Genomic DNA, 21,180 nt, shown 5'->3' on the forward strand with positions numbered 1-21,180 from the left:
GAAGTGTAAGCTTTGATGCAACGCTAGTGGACTTTTTCCCATTAATTCGCTTCGGCTATAACTCCACTGCGCTCAACTTTCCCATCACCCTGCAGATTACTAACCCATCATTGCAACCTTGCCGGTCTGCGACAAGATGTTGCTGCCGAGCCCAGTCCGTGAACATTCGGTTGAAAGTAGGTCCTGGAATGCGGGGATTGCGCGAGCAAATAAGGGCACAAAAAAGACGTCCGGCTTGCCAAGGCCAAGAGCCTCGACAAACCGAACGCCAGGGAAACGCGCAACCGTTATTCGTTTTCGTTTTTGAAAAAATTCGGCAAATAGGCGCGATTCGCTTCCAGCATCTCTTCCAGCAACGCCTTCGCAACCGTCACGCTCGGCACCAGCGGATGATGGACGAGCGCCTGCAGGGCGATGCCTCGATCGCCGGTAATCGCCGCTTGGATCGTGAGCGACTCGTACGTCTTGACCGCGTGAAGCAGCCCCGTCACATGTTCCGGAATGGTGCGCAGCGGAATCGGCGTCGGTCCTTGCGCCGTCACGACGCAGTTGACCTCGATGCTGGCATCCTGCGGCAAAAACGGAATGATGTTGCCGTTCTTCACGTTCAGCGTCTGGATGTCGCGCTTGTCCGTATACAGCGAATGCATCAGGTTTACGGCCGCTTCGGAATAATAAGCTCCGCCGCGCTGCTCCAACTGCTTCGGCTTCTCCTTCAGATGGACGTCCTTGTACAATTCGAATAGCTCCGTTTCGACGCGGCTTACGATGTCGGCGCGCGTGCCGTCCTTTTCCATCGACGCCGTCATGTCCGCCAGCATCTTGTCCGTCATGTAGAAGTAACGCAAATAATACGTCGGGATCGCGCCGAGCGAGCTCAGGAAGTCCGCGTCCCAATCCAGCGCGGTCACGTTGGAGGCCGTATACTCCCGGCCTTTGCCGATCAGCTCCGGAAGCTTGTCTTCGCCGTTTACGTACGCCGCGGTTACCCAATGCAGATGATTAATGCCTACAAATTCCGGCAGCACTTCGCGTTCGGTCACGCCGTATTCCTTGGCCAGAAACTTATAGAAGTTGATCGGCGAATTGCAGAGCCCCACCGACTTGACCTTCGTATGTTTAAGAACGGCTTCCGTTACGATGCCAGCCGGATTGGTGAAGTTGAGCAGCCAGGCGTTCGGAGCGAGCTCCTCGATATCCTTGCAGATGTCGAGTATGACCGGAACGGTGCGCAGCGCCTTGAACATGCCTCCGGGCCCCGTCGTTTCTTGGCCGATGACGCCGTGTCTGATGGGAATATGCTCGTCGCGGCGGCGCGCCTCGAGCAGGCCGACCCGCATCTGAGTCGTCACGAAATCCGCGCCTTTGATCGCTTCTCGGCGGTCCAGCGTCAGATGAACCTCGATCGGCAAGCCGGATTGCTCCACCATCCTTTTGGCCAGCGCGCCGACGATGTCGAGCTTATGTTTGCCTTGTTCGATGTCGACGAGCCACAGCTCGCGAATCGGCATTTCGTCGTACCGTTTAATAAATCCTTCGACAATCTCCGGCGTATATGAGGAACCTCCGCCGATCACGGCGACTTTGAGCGGTTGTTTGTTCATTGCAATACCCTCCTATAAAGTGATTTTTCGCAATCTTGCGTCCGTCTCTTCGTCTATCGAAAATCCCGCGCTGTCCATCGCGCTCATAACCGCGCCGATCACGGGGTCGATCGTAAGCTTGACGACGGAAGCGCCCGGCGCCTCGGCGCGGATGGCCTCCCGGATGGCGTCGACCATATGCGGCGAGCTGCCCCGCATCATGACGCTGCCCGTCAGCACGACGTCGAACGTATCGTCCTGCATGCCGAGCCTTCGAATAAGCGCCAGCACGGCATTGGCATGCTCGCGGCCTGTTTCCTCCAGAATGCGGATCGCCACGTCGTCTCCTCCGGCTGCCGCCTCGAATACGAGTCTCGCCAGCCCGGCCGGCGGACGCAAGCCGTTGTAGAGCGCGTCGTCGTACATCGCCTCCACGGACGGATAACCAAGCTTGGCCGGGACGGTCTCCGACAGCACGGACGGTTTCTCGCGCCCTTCCCAGGACCGGATCGCCGTGCGGAACGCATGAATCCCGAGATCGGTGCCGGACCCTTGACCGTCCCCGAACAAATAGCCGAAGCCGCCATATTGCAGCTCGTCTCCCGCAACGTTGCGTGCTGCCGCGTTAAAGCCCGTTCCGCTGATGATCACTGCTCCGTAGGACTGATGCGTGCCCGCGCGCATGCCGATCATCGTGTCGCAGGCGATTGCGTACCGCTCATAACCGAGCGAAGCGATCATCGGCCGAAGAATTTCGTAATCCGGCTCTCTATCGGCTCCGGCCAGCCCGAAGTACGCGAACGTCACTTCCCGCTTCGATACTCCCGCTTCGGCCAGCGCCGCGTCGCAAGCCTCCTCGATATGGGTTTTTGCCTCTTGGAACGCCGTTTGATGGTTGCCGTTGCCGCTATGTCCGCGACCCAGCGCCTCGCCCCGTTCGTTTACCAGCAGGGCATGCGTTTTTGTTCCTCCCGCATCTATGCCTAAGTATAGGATAACCTTCACGCTCCTCGTTCATGGGGTATAGGTAGAGATTACTCATGTCTTAGCTCTACTATAATAAAGAAAAACACCGTCCCTCTACGCTAAAGGAACGATGTTCTGATACGATCTTACTGTTTTTGCGCGAAATCGAGAATTTGAATCAAGCCCTCAGCTCGGAGGGCAGCTTGCCGATATGGCTCTTGAACAAGCGGTTGAAGTTCGACAGATTGCGGAATCCGCATTCCGCCGCAATATCGATCATTTTGAGCTCCGTCGTCTCGATCAGATCGACCGCCCGCGACAGCCTGAGCTGGATCAGGTAGTCCATCGGCGACGTGCCGACGATGCTTACGAACAAGGCGCTGAACCGCGACGGGCTGAGATGGGCCAGCTTCGCGAGCTCGCCAAGCGTCCAGCCCTGCGCTATATCGCCTTCCATGGCGCGCAGCACCCGGCGGATCGTCTCCGTCCCTCTGGCAAGGGCTGCCTTTTCCCTGGATTTGTTGACAAAATATCGGTTTGCGTAAGCTAGAAACCTTACGAGCTGCGACCTTACAACGGCCTCGAAGTGAGGCTCTTTGCGGCCGTATTCGTCCTTCATCTCCTCCAGCAGCGCTCTCAGCCTGGGCAGCTCCGGATTGCCCCGGTCAAGCACGTGATCGAACGTTCTGCCGGTTCCCCGGAACGGCAGCAGCAGCTCCGTATCATACCGCTGTTCCAGCGAGAGATAGGCCGGATCGAACATGATAACGCCAATTACCAGCCCGCCCGTATCGAATGCGCGATGCAGATCGCCCGAGTGGATGAGGACGATGTCGCCTTGCATCAGCTCGTACCGGTTGCCGTTGATGAGGATGTAGCCGACGCCGCTCACAATGTGGTTGATTTCCAGCGCATCGTGCCAGTGAAGCCGCTGGAAGAGCGGGCTTACGCCCTCCGTCTGCGACACAAGCAAAGGAAAGCGCTCCGGCATCTCGATCCGATCCCGGATGATCGGCGGATTCGGTTTCATCGTCCCTCTCCTCTCCTTCCTAATGCTTTATAGGAAAGTATAGCAGAGTTAAACGAATCATGTCGCCTGATCCAAAGGCGGCTACACCATGCTGGCAGTCTTTGCTGTTGAGATCGCGCCCCGAGTCCATTACAATGGAAACAATACTTACTTAGTTAAAGAAAGGACTTTCTCCATGACCGAACAATCCAAATATCAAATCTTGTTGTATTATAAATTCGTTCCGGTGCCCGATGCGGAGCAGTTCGCTGCCGAACATCTGGCCTACTGCAAGGAACTGAATGTGAAAGGCCGCATCCTGATCGCGGACGAAGGCATCAACGGGACGGTTTCCGGAACAGTCGAGCAGACCGAGCAGTATATGCGGGATATGCACGCCAATCCGCTGTTCGCCGATATGGTGTTCAAGGTTGACGAAGCAGAAGGACATGCCTTCCGCAAAATATTCGTTCGCTACAAGAAGGAGCTTGTAACGCTCCGTTACGAGAAGCCGCTCGATCCCAATACGCTCACGGGCACGCATCTGTCTCCCAAGGAGTTCCACGAATATTTGCAAAGAGAAGATGTTATCGTCTTGGATGGACGCAGCGACTATGAATATGATCTCGGTCATTTCCGCGGAGCGATCCGGCCCGATCTCAAGACCTTCAAGGAATTCCCGGCTTGGCTTCGCGAAAATATGGCGGATCTTAAGGACAAGCCGATCCTGACCTACTGCACCGGAGGCATCCGCTGCGAGAAGCTGACCGGCGTCATGCTGAGCGAGGGCTTTACGGACGTCTATCAGCTAGACGGCGGCATCGTCACTTACGGCAAGGACGAAGAGGTTAAGGGCAGACTGTTCGACGGCAAGTGTTATGTGTTCGACGAACGAATCTCCGTTCCCATCAACCGCACGGACGAAAGCGTCGTAGTCGGCAAATGCTACCATTGCGGAACTCCTGCCGAGATGTACATTAACTGCGCCGACGATACTTGCCACCGCCAGCACATCGTTTGCCCGGACTGCGAAACATCGCACAATGGTTTCTGTTCCGCGGAGTGCGAGGACAATGTTAAGGTCGGATAGTGTATATAGACTTGCAAAAACTCTCTTCCCTAGCCAATGGAAGAGAGTTTTTTTGCATATTTTTTGCAAATGCGCTTCAATTCGCTTCTTTCAAATGACGTTCCGCCTGCGTCACTATTCGAATGACTCCTGCACGTTCATTCCACGTTATGTATTGTTTCTCCTCCAGAGCCCGAATAGCCGTTGCAATTCGCAACTTCGATCGACCGGTCAATCGCGCCAACCGATCCATATCGATATGTGCCGATTCAAACCGGTATAAAGCGTAAAACATCCGGAACAACTTACGCGCTGTCTCGTCCAACATTCCGAATCACCTCCACGTCCACAATACGTTCAAGGTAAAATAAACGGATAGACTGAGCTGAGTAACAGTACGCTTTCATGACATCCTTTACTATTGAAATAACCCGTATGTTGCGAATTGAAACGTTGCCGTTCCGGTCATTATAGATGAGTTGAACGGTCTTGCCGACGTATTCTTCCATAGAGCCCACCTCGTCAAGTACTTGATAGTAAGTCCATTATACACGAACGCCTGTTCCTATTTCAAGTCGCATAAAAATGAAATTCGCTAACGTGAGAAAACCTCCTTCGATCAATCGGTTTGAACCGAAAGCGAAGGAGGTTACATGGACTCATTCGTTTATTTTGCTGATTGCTCCTTTAATCTTACAACGATAGCCGCAGCTTCCGCGCGGGTAACGATGCCGGCTGGCTTAAACAGCCCTGCTCCCGTGCCTTCCATCAACCCGCTGGCTGCAACTCGAGCTACATACGATTGCGCCCACAAAGGTATTTGCTCCGCATCGCGAAACTGGCTAAGCCCTGCATCGCCTCCAACATGATCCGTTCCGGCTATGACACGAGCCAGCACTGCGGCCAGCTCAACCCGTGTCATGCCTTTCTCCGGACGGAAGCTGCCGTCGTCGTACCCCGCAATCCAGCCTGCTTCCACAGCAGACGTTACTGCATCAGCGGCCCATTTACCGATCGTTTCTTTATCAGTGAAACTTGGGGCTTGCCCAGTGCCAGCTTGCGGCGTCAGAGTCCGTGCCAACATCACGATCAGTTCCTGACGGGTCACAGCCTGATCGGGACGGTAAGTTTGATCGGCATAACCCGTAACAATACCCGCTTGCACTGCTTTTTCAATCCAGGTTTGCCCCCAGTGGCCGGCGATATCGTTCAGTTCTTTCGTTGGCTGCGGGCCGGCCGCCTCATCCTTCAATACCATGACGGCATAAATCCCCAATTGATCAACTTCGGCAATAAAGCTGTCGCCGTCCACTTTGCCCTCTACTTCAATCCACATTTTTTGTTTAACATCATAACGCATAAGAGTCGGTTTTTGCTCTTCCCCTGATTTGCCTGCATCGAATGCGATGCGAAGGATAACTTTCTTTTTGAATGCGCCTGCCGGATCCTGACTTAACTCGAATACCGGGCTAATCCGATTTTCCGCTTGCAAATCCTGCAGCTTTTGCTCTTCCAGCTTGGCAATTGCAAACTGCCTGCTCGTATCTGTAGCTCCGGCCGGGATTGTCAGCTTCATTTGCCGGTCAAGGCTGACCTCCCCAGCCCCTCCGGCTGGCAAGTATAGCTGTCCCGAAGCAGATTCCGTCGCTCCCGGATAGACAGGCGGATTGACGACTGGCGATGCCGCTATTGTAATGGTCACAGTCGCCGTGTTCGAGTAACGATTGCCATCGTGAACCCGGAATGTGAACGAGTCTTCTCCAGTTGCATAACCATGCGGCGTATACACGAATTCCCCTGTCGCCTCATTACGGAGTTCCACCGTCCCCAGTTTACCGTTTGCAACAATTTCATACCTTAAATTCGACACGCCCTCAGCTTGCAAAGTACCATTTAAATGTTGATCTGTTGTGCCTGCTTCAAGATTAAGGGCAAAACTGCTATTATGGGCAATCGGCTCCACTTCCTCCCCCGTCAATGGTAGTTCCAGCAATACCGGTTCATGAGCGACTAGCAGCAGGGATTCGCCTTCCGAATGTGTCTCGCCGGTGATAAGATTTTTCCAATTGGTCACAGTCTCGCCGTTAACGACAACGCGCACTGTTTTATCGCTCCATGTGTAGTTCGTCGCATTGATCAGCAATTTGCCGTCATGCTGCACGGAACGCCACTCCGTCTCGAATACCAGCTCATTGCTATCAACATCAATTAATTGCACATTAATAAGACCCTGCTCCTCAAGCGTATTGGTCATGGCATTGCGTAATACAAGTGACGAGGCAGTAGCAGGGAACAAAAGCGTGTTTTCATGCTGCAGCAGCGAGCTGCGCTCCGCACTCGGCAATTGCCGGTCATACTCATCGTAAGTCAGCGATTGCTCCCCGATGATGACCAGCTTGCCTCCATTTTCAACAAATGGCTTTAAAGCAGCGAAAGTGCTGGCCTGTACATGTTTGGCATTCGGGATAAAGAGTGTCTTTCTATCCGCAAGCACTCCGTTCTCGATTTGATTTTCGGACACGAATCCGACCTTCAACCCGTTGTAACTAATCGCCTCATAAGCGTTGTCGAGTGCTGCGGGATAGTCAATATCATACATGACAGCCGGTATCGAATATAGAATAGCCGCCTCTGCTTTATCCTGTTGAAAAGCCGTTACCTCATCGGCAAGCCGGTTCAAATCAAGATGTGTCCGTCCTACGGCTGCCGTTACATCAGGACGATGCATGATGCTTCCCTTGTAGTCGCTGTTTTGATCGTACGTTCTTTCCCAAACCCAGATCGTTGCAGCGCTCATGCCATGAATGGCTCCTTGCCACAACACGGAACGCACATGCGGTGCAAACTCTGGAATATAGCGCTCCTCGCCGTCCACGATTATATGATGCTCTGAATTAAAGATCGGAGCCTCCTTCATCGAAGCCTGCAAATCATAAAACTTTAATTCACTTGTAAAATTTCTGTTTCGGCCATAGATATTCGAGTTATCATTTCCATTAATTTGGGATAGTTGGCTGAAATCCTCCGGATCTACTCCCCAAGTCAAATTGCCAATGTCATTTTGTGCACCTTTCATAATTTTCGCATGGAGAGGAATATCAGGCGCTATTTCATGGATAATCCCAGCCATCCACCGATGCCAATCAGAGAACAACTTATTATTAAATTTAACCCAATCATAAAATGCCGGCGTTCGAGAAACTTTGTCCGGCAGCGCTACATCAGAAAACTTCGCATAGCTTGTGCGATGCAGAGCGTTAAGAGCTGCAATATCGCCGTCATATTTCTCCTCCAAGTATTCCTGCCATGCCGGGTTATTCGCTTCATCCATATATGAACGATAAACCCCTTCATTAGATAAGATGATACTATGCAACGACTTGTAATCTTTGACTAACGGAATAACCAACCGCAAATAATCCTCCATTATTTGTTTAGCCCGCGGGGCGTCAATGGTGAATTTAATAAACCCATCGTTGTTGCTGCGAAGCTCAGGCCACTTTTCCAATGCCCATGTCGGAAAGTAATGCGGCGATAGCAGAAGCGCAACTGCAACATCGTTCTCCTCGGCTGTTTTCAAATGTTCAATGACGTTTTTTTGAATAGGAACAATATCTCCAACATAGTCGTCACTGTCTAACTCGACGAATTTATTTTCGTCGAAACTGCCATTGACTATCAGATTTTCGCCAGAACCATTTTTGGCATACATGCGCACATCGTCAATCCACAGATTTTGGGTTTCATTTTCTGAAGCGATCATAAATCGAAACTTGCGTTCATTCTGCCCGCTCTTATACTCATAAGTGAGTTCTTGCCAATCAAAGGTGCCTTGCGGGAACGGGGAGCGATGACCCCAGCCCGGTCCACCCGGAAACCAGGCATTGTTCACCCCTTCTCCTTTAGCCCATACCTTGATCACATAGGCAGTGCCCGGTTCAACATCTACTTCCTGCCATACATCGATAAATTTCCCGGGACTTTTGGGAGTCTGATTGCTAATGCGCAGCGACCCTCCGCTCACGCCATGGCCTACTTCCAAATCACGCACTGCTTGAGCGGATACGCCCGTTTTTTCAATATTCCAATCTGTAAAGCTTTCCTTGGGCTTGATCACCGAATTAGGTCCAATCTCCATTGAAATCATATTAGCCCCGTATCCCTTAAATAAAGGAATATCTTTTTTTGCCTGTGCGAAATGGCCATATCCAGTAAACAAAACGGGTTTACGCACGGTTTCATCACTTATCGAGGAACGAGCGTCGGCAACAAAAGCCGTTTTGTCGATATCAATCGAACCTGTAACATATCGATCCACTACAAGCGGCATCTTCTCCCCGCTTATATATGCCTGCACATTGCCGGAAGCCTCCTCATACAGCTTCTCAAGCTCTTCAAGCACATAGGAAGCTCGATCATAATATTCACGATTAATATCCTCCAGACCATAATTAATAAACTGATCGATAATCGTATAGTTTACCCGTTCATAATCAACGGCAAGCCCGGCTGCTTCAGCCGTCGTCAACAATGCAGCAAGTGCCGGCAACTTTGTACGCCATTGCTCAAATTGCGCTGCCAGATCCTGTGGGTTGGCTAAAACGTTAATCATTAACTGATCCTGCTTTCCCGGTTGGCCTGTTATTGGCTGTGCGGATGCAGCCAGTGTGTGTGTGCCCAGTTCACTCATTGTAAGCGGGAGTTTCTTTGTCCACACTTTTCCGCCCGGTATGATGATCACTTCATTTTGAAGTCCAAATGGTTCAGCGGTTACAGCCAGTGTTAAGGTTTCCCCGCCAAAGTTAGGAATCGTGAGATCGTATTGTTGCTCGAAGCCGGCAGCGTACTCTGCAGGTCCATCCAGTATGACCGTCCATGCTTCGTCTTTCTGGAGCAACAACAATTCAGCCATATCCTTCGGATTTTTCCCCCTGACAATAGCTCCCGTCCATTCAACCACGCCTTTCCTGCCGTTACCATCATTATCATTAACGAGCAGAGTCATCGATACTTTGCCGTCGGGTTTATCTGCAAAAAAGGCCTGCCAAGGAAGTTTCGCTTCATAAAGGGTCAAGGTGCCGCTTCTGCTTACATGATAATCTACTTTTTCCTTGGGCAGCTTCGCCACTCCATCGCTCCATCTCCAGATCTGTTTCCGACCTTCATTAAATAAGTTAAAGCCATATTCTGGTCCGTACAGCTCAGAATCGTGCGTAAACGCAATTTGCAAACTGTCCCCTACCCACATATCGCTATCTGCTACCGGATAATGAATGTCGTCTTCAACTTTGGCCGCAATATAAAGCGCTTCGTCGTCATACGCAAACTTGATTTCCGCGGATAAATCCTGCAGCCCCTTCCAATCGGACATCTTTACTTGCCGCTCCCTATCACTAGGCAATACAATACCGGTAAACGCATCCCACTTCTCCCAATCGCCATCGATCTGCAACGAATCCGTTTTAAAAATCGGAACCTTGCGGCCCTTTCCGGTCGTCTCCAGGTAAGAATCAAAGTCTAGCAATTGCTCGCCTTCGCCAACAATAGTGGTGTAGTTGAACGCAATAGGTTCAATTTCGCTCCCGTCGCTCGTTTTGGCATAGGCTTTAATTTGCATATCCCGCTCGATCGCGAAAGGCTGCTCGTACTGCTTCACTGTCGTTGAATTGCTGGGATCGCTGCCATCAGTCGTGTAATAAATCATTGCCTCCTGGTTTTCGACAGACAAGGAAACCTGTGTTCCTACCTTCACTTCACCGGATGGAGGATTGGCGGAAAGCATAAGCGACTTGGCCTCAAAATTTCCGTTTCGCACCAGATTGTTTTCGGTTCCCTGCTTAACCATTCTCACTTCATCTATCCATAGATTGGTTGTTTTCCCTTCCACCAAAATTAAAAATTCGAATGAGGTTTGGCTTGCGCCTGTTTTATAATTGATGCTAAATTCTTTCCAGTCATATGTGCCAACCAAGGTACTCCGGAGCCCCCAGCCAGGTCCCCCGCCAAACCAGGCTTTCCCTACTGAGTCCCCCTTCGCCCACAATTGGATGGTATAGTTTGTATTCGGTTCCACGGGAATGTTTTGTTTAACCAAATAAAATTTATTGGGCTCGGTTTCCGCATTAAATGTTAAATTCAGCGCGTATTGGCCTTGATGTACGTTTAACCCGCTGCTCAGCTCATGTCTGCCAGCAGGTATTCTTTCAAACTTCCAGTAATCGACTTTCTCCGGTGCGCTGTCCGCAGCAAACACTCTAACGTGGGACAGGTTCGTTGCAAGCAACGATACAATCAAACTTACTGCAAGTATCCATCTTCTAAGCTTTACTCGAGTCATCTTATCCCTCTTTTCAATTCATTTACGGATCATTCAAAGCTTTCGGTTAAGCGCTTTCACTTTCCGGCATCGAATACATTTCTCCTTCTGTTGCTCCGGCAAGAACATTCGTATTGCCGGAGTAAACCAACAGCAGAACACTTATTATTAGACATTTGGTTTGTTATAGAGTCGTTCACCCTTTAACGGCCGAGCTTGAAAATCCTTGAATAATATACTTCTGGCCCAGAAAGAAGACGATGAGCAGCGGTACGACGCCTGCGGTGGCGGCGGCCATCATCATGTTGTAGTCCACGCCCGCTTCCAGCATAAAGTTCTGCATGCCAAGCGGCACCGTGAACAGCCTTTTGTCCAACAGGAAAATCAGGGCGTTCTCATAATCGTTCCATGTCCATGTGAAATCAATAATGGCGAAGGTCGCCAGGACCGGTTTGGAAAGCGGCAGAAACAACTGAAAGAAAATCCGGAAATGGCCTGCGCCGTCAATAAAAGCCGCTTCCGATATTTCATGGGGAATGCTCATAAAAAACTGCCGGATCATGAAGACGCCAAATACCGTAAACAAGCCCGGGAGAATGAGAGCCCAATGGGTGTTGTAAATATTCATCCAATCAAACATGATAAATTTCGGGACGAACAGCACTTGCTGCGGAATCATCATCAGACATAGATAGAGGAGAAAAACGGCGTCCCTGCCCTTGAACGGAATGCGGCTGAAGCCATATGCGGCGAAAGCGGCCAGCAAAGGCGCTCCAATCATCAGAACAAGGGAGATTTTCAAGGAGTTCAAATAAAACATTGCAAATCCGTCTCCGGTCGTCCAGACCTTAATATGATTGGTCCAGACCGGGTCGGTCGGAATCCACTGAATCGGATAAGTAAACACGTCGATTGCTTTCTTGAAGGAAGTGCTGATCATCCAGATCATGGGCGACAGCAGCAGCAGGCTGGCTAGCGCCATCAAGATCGTGTTAAAGGTTTGGGTCAATTGTTCTCTGACTTTTCTGATTTTTCTGTCTTTAATAGCATCCATGTTGCGAATTCCCCTCCGTTAGTAATGGACCCACTTTTTCTGGCCTGCCCACTGAATCAATGTAATAAACAAGATAATCAGGAACATGGTCCATGAGAGGGCCGACGCATACCCCATTTCGTAGAAGCTGAACGCTTTCTTATAAGCGAAAATGGAGAAAACCGTCGTACTATTGGCAGGGCCTCCCTGAGTGATGGCGTAGATCATGCCAAAACCTTTGATGGAGCCGATAAAGCCGGTAATCGTCAGAAATAACGTCGTCGGACTGACCAAAGGAAAAATGATCTGGCGCAGCAGTTGCCCGAACGTCGCTCCGTCTATCCTCGCGGCCTCCAGCTGCTCCGAAGACAACTCCTGCAGCGCAGCCAAATAAATAATCATGTTGTACCCGATGCCGCCTGCGGTCATCATGACCAGCACCGCATACATCGCCGTATCCGGCGAAGCGAACCACAGCGGCGGCTCGGATATGCCCACGGAACGAAGAAATGCGTTAATCGGGCCGTTGGTGGGTTGGAACAGCACCATCCAGACGAAGGCAATGGCAATGCCGCTCGTAAAATACGGAGCGAAGAAAAAGGCACGCAGCGTCTTCTGGAAGTAAGTCCTGTTATTAAGCATGACCGCGATCAAAAAACCGAGCATGATCGAAATCGGTACGGGGATCAACACCAACAGGGTATTTTTGACCGATACAGCAAATAAATCGTCTCTCACCATCATCCTGAAATTATCCAATCCGATAAAACGCGGGGGTTGCCCGCTAGCAAATACCCAATCCGTAAACATCAAGTAAAAGGAGAACAGGGCCGGAATGAGCATAAACACCGTCATTCCGATCAGATTGGGACCAATAAATACATAACCAATCAGCCTCTGCCGCTTCATCCAGTTCACGATCGGTCACCGCCTTTCTCTATAAGTTGGAAGAAACGCAGGTTTCTAGTCCGCGCTTCTCCCGGGCATTGCCGTTATTGCGATGACGTTTTCAAATTTGCGTTATGAACCCGCGCCAATTCCTTGGCGCCTTCCTCCGGAGTCAGCTTTCGGGAAAACACATTGTCGTAGATGGCCTGCTGTTCGCTTCCCGTCTTCCGATCCAGACGGCTTAAGCCCAGCGGAAGGTCCCCGAACATAACCCGCTTGATCGAATCCAGATCATAGGTATCCTCTACGCCTTTAAACATGAGAGCAACAGCCTCATCGACAGGGAAATCCTTGGATGCAGGCACTCTTCCGCCAGCCGCCATCGGCAGCATGCCGCTATCCGCGTACCATTTGATAAACTTCTGCGCAGCTTCCGGATGTTTGGTACGGGGGTTGATCGAGATCACGTCGCCCAGACCGCCGGCGTTAATGTAATCGGATTGATCCTTGTTCACTCTGGGAGCCGGCGCTGCCGCCACCTTAAACGTCCGTGGATATTCCGCCATATTGTTCGTCGTGCGGAAAACCTGGTTTGTGGAAAACAGCATGGCCGTTTCGCCTTTCACAAACATCTGGTCCAATGCGGGCTTGGACGTTATCTGCTCGGTATGGGGCATCAAACTTTTGTCCGTGAACATCATGTCCGTATACACCTGCAGCGTTTTGACCGTCAGCGGATTATCGAAAGCCGAGGTGCCGTCCGGGTTGGTTAAGGTCAGGCTCTTTTTCAGCATAGAACCGTTGATAGGCACATTGAAGTAGTAATCGCTTTGCGCCAATCCCCAAACGTTGTCATCCTTCAGCTTGGCTGCATATTCCCGAAACTCGTCCAGTCCCCATTCCGTCGGAACCGGCAGTCCTTTGGCATCGAGCATATCCTTGTTAAGCCAGACAAAGGACGGCCCCTTCGAGGTAGGTACGCCGTAATATTTGTCGTCCACCTTCCACAAAGCGGCTCCTTCGCCCATTTTTTCTTCCACGCCGAAATCGGTGAATTCACCTACATCAAGCGCGTTGCCCGCTTTGACCCGCTTCTCGTAGAGGCTGTAATCATAGCTGACATACATGTCCACGGGCTGGCTCGAAACGAGCGCCGTATCCAGCTTCAGATTGCCGGCTTCGTCGTTGACGAACCGCACATACTCCACCTGGATATCCGGATTTTCTTTGTTCCAGTTGTCGACGACTGTCTGAGGCCCGTTCTCCACTGGCACAGCTCCCCAAAAGGTGAGCTTGATTGGATCAGCGCTTGCCGTCGAGCCGGGTTTGGCGCTAGGGGATGATGCCGGCCCCTCCGTTCCAGCGTTTCCATTCCCGTTTCCGTTTCCGCTGCAGCCGACAAGCATGAGAGACGCCACTACAGACCATGCCACGCCTGCGGCCAACCACTTTCTGTTTTTCATTGTTCTTGCAACCTCCCTAATGAGATGTTTGTTACATCCCAACTATATCAATTGGCTCCCGGGCCAATAAGGGACGAAACTTGCCGATTAACCGTACAAAACTTACTTATTATTGTCTCTCCTGAAAGAGCTGGGCGTTTGTCCGGTCATACGCTTAAATGTTTTGATGAAGTAGGCATCGTCGGCAAAACCCGTCTGGCTTGCGATTTCTTCCACGCTCAATTTGGAGTAAATCAAAAGGCGTTTGGCTTGCTCGATCCGGATATTTCTCAAATAAGCGATAGGAGTGAGCCCTGTTTTTTTGCCGAATATGGTGCTTAGATAGTCCACGTTGATAGCGACCAGCTTGGCCAAGTCAGTCACCTTCATATTTTCCCTGTAGTGTTCCAGCATATATTGAATAACCCGGTTAACCTCCGGATGGTCCGTATAGCTTACTTTCTCCTCCTGCTTCCGCCTAATGTGCTCCTGTATCGTCTGTTGCACTTGTGCGAGCAGCGATTCGTGGCTCATCGCGGCGTTGACGTACGCCTCGTCCTTGTACAAATCCGCGCCTTCCTCCGCATTCCTTCCGGCTAACATTTCCAATACATGCAGCAAGCGGACAGCCAGTTGCTTCACGTCGATATGCGAGAACGACATCCGCTTCATGCTCTCCCAGATCAAGGCAGCCGTCTCGGCGCATTTGGCTGCATTACGTTCCTCGAATGCGCGCACCAGCGCTGCCTCCAGCTCGCCGATTGGCGGCAGCGCCGTCTCCTCCCCGACAGGCAGCTCCATGATGCCATACCAGCTGCCGTTCAATTGGTTGAGCACTTTCCGCCATTCCCGGGCGAATTGTTCCAGACCGCCGTCCGCTGCCGGCTCGCCGGGGCGGCAGAACCCGCTGTCGCAAGCCTGGCCAGCCTTGTCGGGGAAGCTCCAGCAGAAGAAGGTCGTCTGCCCGCCGTCGCAAAAGGATTGCACCAGCAGATACTTCTCCGTCCGGATTCCCGCCTGATGGGGAAGCGCGGGATCGGCTCCGCTCAATACTGCTGCAATACTAAGCCTCAGACTATGGAATTTGACGGCGGCTGCGGGCAGTGCGATCGGCGCTGCATGCGCAGGCACGCGATTTCCGCTGATTTCCGCCCAGATTCTATGATACAGCGGATACAGCGCCTCCCCCGCTTCCTTCAGCTCCCCCAGCAATTCCTCCCTGATCCTGGCCAGATTCTCCAATAGAACCTCATCACTCAGCGATAGCTTCAGCAAATAATTAAAGGCTCCGTATTGAAGCGCGTCCCGCGCATAATCAAATTGGTTCATGGCCGTCAACATAATAAACCGGCTGCGGATGCCGGCCTTCCGCGTTTCCTTAAGCAATTCAATCCCGTCCATGCCCGGCATGACAATATCGGCAATGACCACGTCCGGCTTCCACTCCAAAATGGCCTCCAAAGCCTCCTTGCCGGTCCCCGCCTCGCCCGCAACGCAGAAGCCGTGGCTTTCCCAGTCCAGCGTTTCCCGAATCGCCTCGCGGACATAACCTTCATCTTCCACCAGCAAAACCGTCCACATGGCCACTATCCCCCTTCTCTGAATAAGGCGCGGCAATCAGTAATGGCAATCGGATCCTGACCGTCGTTCCTTGCTCCCCGGAAATAATCTCGAGATTGCCCTCCCGCTTGAACAGCAGCTGCAGCCGCTCCCTCAAATTGCTCAGCCCGATCCCGTGACCGCTGCGCCTGCCGGGCCTTGCAGCCGCCTTCTCCATGCCAATGCCGTTATCCGCCACTTCCAGCACAAGCTCGTTTCCCTCCGCGCGGGCCCTGACCCGAATGATGCCGCGACCTTCGGAGGCGTCGAAACCATGGACGATGCAATTCTCAACAAGCGGCTGCAAGCTGAGTTTGGGGACGAGCGCGTATTGCACTGCCTCCTCCGCCTCGTACACCATTGTAAATTGCTCCCGAAAGCGTAATACCTGAATCGATTCGTACGAACGCAGCAGCTTGATTTCTTCCTTCAAGGCAATCAACTCAATATCTGAATTGAGACAGGCCTCCAGAATGGACCCCAGCGAGGTGCAGATGCCGGCAATAGCGCTCTGCTTTTCTTTTCTTGCCATCCATTTAACCGTGTTCAAGGTATTCAGCAGAAAATGCGGGTTCATCTGAAACAGCAGCATCTGGAAGCGGACAACCTGCTTTTGCCGCTCCTCCTGTTTCAGCCTGTCAATAAGCTCGATGACATCGTCTATCATCCGGTTAAAGCTTTCGCCAAGCGAACGTACCTCGTCAGTCGCTCCCGTGCCGACGGATATTTTTACATTCAGCTTTTTGTCCGACGCTTCCTCCATACTGCGCTTCAGAACATTGAGCGGCTTTGTCATACGCGTTGCCAAAAAGAATGTAACCAGCACAAAAACGACCACCAGCACGCCCAAAAACAAATAAACGATTAATCGGAGCCGCTGAACCTCCTGTTGCAGCTCGCTTAAGGGCATTTGGCTGACCACATACCAGTCCAGCTCTTCCACATAGCTGTAATGGACCATCGTCAAAGCTTTTGAATCCGTGTAGTGTCCTTCCTTCTCCCGGGCTGAGATCATTCTGTCCATATTGCTCGGGCCAAAGGAGGTATCCGCGTTCTGCAGCACGCTTTCCCCCTCGCCGGTAAAGATAGTCAGATCGCGGCTGGCCGGGCTGTCCTTTAGCGTGCTGCGGAACCATTCCTGTATGTTGATGCTGATGCGTGCCAGCCCGTATTTCCCCCTGAGTTGGTCATCGAGCAGCGTGTAAAGGCTGAGCAGCTTGTCCCCCTGGCTGTCCTTTATATCATTCCAGTCATCGGCTACCCAGCGGTAAGGACGTGCGCCAACCTGCAGTCTGTCCTGCCAAGCTTGCAATTCCGCCAGATCATTGGTTAGCTGCGCGTTGGGGGCGTACGATGTATACACATGGCCTTTGCGGTCAATAAACCGAAAATAAAGCTCCGTTTGATGGAAAAAGAAGCTGTTGTTAATGCCGAACATTTTGCTCTCGATCACTTTTTTTCTGTGGAGAGGATCGTAGTTGTCCGGGTCATGCATAATCTGAATCAGGCTTTCGTCCTGACTCAGCATGGTATTGGCTTTATAGGCAAACGCCATCATATCGGTGAGAGAGGTATGAACCTGCTGCATGCGCTCGGACATGCGCTCCATCATATCCTGCTGCCGGATGGATTCGAAATGCTGGAATAACCAAAAAATGGCGATGCACAAAGGAAGCATTAAAAGAAGAATATAAGCCGTAAAAAGTCTGTATTTTAACGTGTTCGGAAGCCACTTCCGCCATTTCCGCGCCATCTCCGACTCACTCCCCGCCGATATAGTCATGTCTCCAATTCATCCTTTTTATTGTAACATGCCTTAGAGCGGGGACGGCATGCCGAAAACTTGCAACTTCGTATGACAATTCCTAGAACCGGACAGCTTGCGATACTCCTCCTAATCTCCTTGGTCATGAGAAAATACTCCCTTCTATTTGCCCAACAACGCAGATAGAAGGGAGTATTTATATGGAGCTTCCGCTATTATTATTTTCCGGCTTTCATTTTCGATAAAATTCGGCTTTTTGACAGAATCCTATTTTGCGAAACAGGCATTTTACTTAGGATTCTTATCCCTATCATTTTAAAGTGAAATTTCATAATCTATCTTACACTGATATGGAGGGTGATAAAATTGGCAAATCGAGATGTTAGATTGTCCCTGTTTATGGATAATAACTTTTCTGGAAGAAGGATTTTATTTAGACGCGGTGGAGTAGCTATCAGAGACTTAAATGCATTTCGTTTCAATGATGTGCTCTCTAGCTTTAGATTGCGCAATGTTGTAAGTAGAAGACAAGTCACGCTTGTACTATTCTCAGATATTAATTTCCAAGGCTCTGTGCGTATATTCCGCGGCAGTCAGAACGTAGCGAGTCTCCCAAATTTTAACGATGTAACTTCTTCCCTCGTTCTCGTAGGACGCAGACTGACGAATTCTCAGATTAACGAGATTCGTCGTACGGGCAATCCGCCAAGAGATGTTTTAACCATTAGCCAATGAAGTTGTTGCCAAATGCCGATCATCATTGATCGGCATTCTTGTCATTTATAGGAACGCATTCTTGACAAATAAAAACTTCATTCGCTGCCCTATCTGCTTACCAGTTTGTAGAGACATCGTTCTATCCACAAGCGACAGCTCCACAACTTCCTCGTCCAGCTCGAAGGTTCCCGCTTCCGTCCAGCGGAAGCCTTCTTGTCCATGGGTGCCGAACGTCTTATTGACCCGATGCCCGTCGACCTCCACCTGGAACGTTCTGGTCCCCGGCATATTTGTAGCGTAATCCCGATCACGAACCCAAACAAAAAGCTTGGACAATCTCTTAGTGAAAGAGATTTCCAAGCCTGTTAATTGCATTTCGTTTATTCCCACTCGATCGTTGCTGGCGGCTTCGACGTCACGTCGTAAACGATACGGTTGACATTGTCGACCTCGTTGACGATACGGACGGAGATTTTCTCCAGCACGTCCCAAGGAATACGCGCCCAGTCGGCCGTCATGCCGTCGATGGACGTTACGGCGCGGATGCCTACCGTGTAGGAGTAGGTGCGTGCGTCGCCCATGACGCCAACGCTCTTCATGTTCGGGAGCGCCGTGAAGTATTGCCAGATTTCGCGGTCCAGACCCGCTTTCGCGATCTCGTCACGAAGGATCGCATCGGACTCGCGTACGATGTGCAGCTTCTCTTCCGTTACCTCGCCAAGGACGCGAATCGCAAGGCCCGGACCCGGGAACGGCTGGCGCCATACGATGGCATCCGGCAAGCCGCACTCTTCGCCGACTTTGCGCACTTCGTCTTTGAACAACGCTTTAAGCGGCTCGACGAGCTTGAACTTGATGTCTTCCGGCAAGCCGCCAACGTTATGATGGGACTTGATCGTTTGCGCGGTAGCCGTGCCGCTCTCTACGATATCCGTATACAACGTGCCTTGCGCCAGGAATTCGAAATCGTCCAGCTTGCCCGATTCCTCCTGGAATACATAGATAAATTCGTTGCCGATGATTTTACGTTTTTGCTCGGGATCGTCAACGCCTTTCAGCTTGTCCATAAAGCGGTCGCGCGCGTCGATCTTCAGTACTTTCATATCGAATTTGCCGACGAATGTTTCCATAACGCCTTCCGCTTCGCCCTTGCGCAGCAGATTATGGTCGATAAACATACAAGTCAGCTGATCGCCGATCGCCTTGTGAAGCAGAATAGCCACAACGGACGAATCAACGCCGCCGGACAATGCGCAAAGCACTTTTTTGTCGCCGACTTGGTCGCGAATTTCGCGAATCGTATCGTCAATAAACGTTTCCATCGACCAATTGCCGTCGCAATCGCAAATGTTGTACAGGAAGTTGCGGATCATCTCGTTGCCGAACTCCGAGTGGCGCACCTCCGGGTGGAACTGAACCGCGTACAGCTTGCGCTCCTCGTTGCTCATGCCGGCGATTGGCGCGTGCTCCGTGCTTGCATCGACTTTGAAGCCTGCAGGCGGTTCGATGACGAGGTCGCTGTGGCTCATCCATACCGTCTGCACGCGGTCAAGACCGTGCGCAATGTGGCCGCCTTCCGCGAATTCCACTTGCGCTTTGCCGTATTCGCGTTTGCCCGCGCGTTCGACTTTGCCGTTTAGCTGGTGGGACATCAGTTGCATCCCGTAGCAGATGCCGAAGATCGGCACGTTCAAGTCGTAGATCGCAGGATCTACAAGCGGCGAATTTTCTTCGTATACGCTAGCCGGTCCTCCCGAGAATATGATGCCTTTCGGCGCCAATTCGCGGATCCGTTCCACCGGCGTGTTAAATGGCAGCAGTTCGCTGTACACGCCCAAATCCCGAATGCGGCGCGCAATCAGCTGGTTGTATTGTCCTCCGAAATCGAGAACAACGATAATTTCATTTTGCTTCGTCATGACCGAGCCTCCCTCAATTGATGCAGTAATTATACATAAGCCGCTCAAATAGAGTCAAGGTGCGAAGCGCGTTCTTGGGTTCTTCCTTCGACAAAAAAACATCCCACTCGCATATATTCGAGAAAGGATGTTTCGTCGTAAAACGCTTTTTCTCTATCCGTGCGCCCAAAAAAGAAACTAAGTTGCCCGCGTCTGATCCTTCGCTTGCATCTTATTGGAAGCAGCTCGCGTCTTGCCTCCGCTTCCTTGCGAGTGTTTCAACAATAAACGGCACATGCTGCGCAGCTCTTCCGCTGTCGGCGCATTGCGCAATGCACCAGGAGGCTCATAATAGGAAGCCTCCAGCCAATTCACCAACCGGGAGAGCCGGTCGCGCCCGCTTCGGTCCATCGTCTCGCCTAACAGATCGGCGGTTTCGCGCAATGTCAATGCGGTCGACAGCTGCGCAGCACGGCCATGCTTGATCGCCCGTCTCCGAAGCAGCTTGATGACAGTCTCCGCCGCCTGGATCAACCCGGCTCTCTGACGTGCCTTTGCCGTATGCAACCGAGCTGAAGCAGCGGCTTCGGCAGCCGCCAAGCTGCGACTGCGCGGCTTCCATTCGACAGCGCGTTCCTGCTCGGGATCGCCGATGCCCGAATTTTCTCGACGCGGCAGCTCCGCTTGGGTGTTCGTGCGTCTTAATTCTTCGCGCGTCGCCCCGGGCGAGCTACTCGAACGTTCGACGATCGAAGCCGGCACGCTGTTGCCTGCTGCATCAGTTGCGCGCACAGCGCCCCACGGCGGCTCGCCGCTCGCAGCGCTCCGCGCAAGCGCCGCGCTCGCCGCGCCATAGCGCCGCAGCGCGCCCCGCAGGCGCAGCCGCTCCCGCTGC

14 protein-coding genes are annotated in these 21,180 nt (G+C 51.8%); 1 reads left to right on the forward strand and 13 read right to left on the reverse strand.

Annotated features, from left to right (window positions below; genetic code table 11):
* Positions 1-287 precede the first annotated feature (287 nt).
* The 3 genes from B1748_RS35450 to B1748_RS35460 form a co-directional block, all read right to left on the reverse strand.
* Positions 288-1,604, reverse strand: coding sequence for a 6-phospho-beta-glucosidase (locus B1748_RS35450; RefSeq protein ID WP_087572687.1), 1,317 nt, complete (start codon positions 1,602-1,604; stop codon positions 288-290).
* Positions 1,605-1,616: 12 nt separating this feature from the next.
* Positions 1,617-2,588, reverse strand: a complete 972-nt coding sequence (locus tag B1748_RS35455) for an N-acetylglucosamine kinase (protein ID WP_087572688.1) — start codon at positions 2,586-2,588, stop codon at positions 1,617-1,619.
* A 139-nt stretch (positions 2,589-2,727) separates the two neighbouring features.
* Positions 2,728-3,579, reverse strand: a complete 852-nt coding sequence (locus B1748_RS35460; RefSeq protein ID WP_087572689.1) for an AraC family transcriptional regulator — start codon at positions 3,577-3,579, stop codon at positions 2,728-2,730.
* A 175-nt stretch (positions 3,580-3,754) separates the two neighbouring features.
* Between B1748_RS35460 and trhO the strand changes: the two genes are divergently transcribed.
* Positions 3,755-4,648, forward strand: coding sequence for an oxygen-dependent tRNA uridine(34) hydroxylase TrhO (gene trhO, locus B1748_RS35465; protein WP_087572700.1), 894 nt, complete (start codon positions 3,755-3,757; stop codon positions 4,646-4,648).
* 76 nt (positions 4,649-4,724) lie between these two features.
* On the opposite strand, the gene B1748_RS35470 is transcribed toward trhO, so the two are convergent.
* The 10 genes from B1748_RS35470 to B1748_RS37135 form a co-directional block, all read right to left on the reverse strand.
* A complete protein-coding gene (locus tag B1748_RS35470) occupies positions 4,725-4,955 on the reverse strand; it encodes a hypothetical protein (RefSeq protein WP_087572690.1) in 231 nt (76 codons plus the stop codon).
* Positions 4,956-5,294: 339 nt separating this feature from the next.
* Positions 5,295-10,964, reverse strand: coding sequence for an S-layer homology domain-containing protein (locus B1748_RS35480; protein WP_087572692.1), 5,670 nt, complete (start codon positions 10,962-10,964; stop codon positions 5,295-5,297).
* A gap of 175 nt (positions 10,965-11,139) precedes the next feature.
* On the reverse strand, positions 11,140-11,997 hold the full coding sequence (locus B1748_RS35485) for a carbohydrate ABC transporter permease (protein WP_087572693.1): 858 nt from the start codon (positions 11,995-11,997) through the stop codon (positions 11,140-11,142).
* An 18-nt stretch (positions 11,998-12,015) separates the two neighbouring features.
* A complete protein-coding gene (locus B1748_RS35490; protein ID WP_087572701.1) occupies positions 12,016-12,885 on the reverse strand; it encodes a carbohydrate ABC transporter permease in 870 nt (289 codons plus the stop codon).
* A gap of 83 nt (positions 12,886-12,968) precedes the next feature.
* Positions 12,969-14,327: an ABC transporter substrate-binding protein gene (locus B1748_RS35495; protein ID WP_087572694.1), complete on the reverse strand. Its 1,359-nt coding sequence runs from the start codon at positions 14,325-14,327 to the stop codon at positions 12,969-12,971.
* Between the two features lie 102 nt (positions 14,328-14,429).
* Positions 14,430-15,887 carry a response regulator transcription factor gene (locus B1748_RS35500; RefSeq protein WP_087572695.1) on the reverse strand — a complete coding sequence of 486 codons (1,458 nt, stop codon included), beginning with the start codon at positions 15,885-15,887 and terminating at the stop codon, positions 14,430-14,432.
* The gene (locus B1748_RS35505; protein WP_179215998.1) at positions 15,859-17,658 is read right to left on the reverse strand and encodes a sensor histidine kinase; all 1,800 of its coding nucleotides are present in this window, start codon (positions 17,656-17,658) and stop codon (positions 15,859-15,861) included. The genes B1748_RS35500 and B1748_RS35505 overlap by 29 nt, the downstream gene beginning before the upstream one ends.
* A 792-nt stretch (positions 17,659-18,450) precedes the next feature.
* Positions 18,451-18,675 carry a hypothetical protein gene (locus tag B1748_RS35515; protein ID WP_143810469.1) on the reverse strand — a complete coding sequence of 75 codons (225 nt, stop codon included), beginning with the start codon at positions 18,673-18,675 and terminating at the stop codon, positions 18,451-18,453.
* Between the two features lie 92 nt (positions 18,676-18,767).
* Positions 18,768-20,306, reverse strand: coding sequence for a glutamine-hydrolyzing GMP synthase (guaA, locus tag B1748_RS35520; protein WP_087572699.1), 1,539 nt, complete (start codon positions 20,304-20,306; stop codon positions 18,768-18,770).
* Between the two features lie 177 nt (positions 20,307-20,483).
* On the reverse strand, positions 20,484-21,180 hold a 697-nt coding region (locus B1748_RS37135; protein ID WP_179215999.1), incomplete at its 5' end, for a hypothetical protein.

The organism is Paenibacillus sp. MY03 (assembly GCF_002165585.1).
Taxonomy (GTDB): Bacteria; Bacillota; Bacilli; order Paenibacillales; family Paenibacillaceae; genus Pristimantibacillus; species Pristimantibacillus agaridevorans.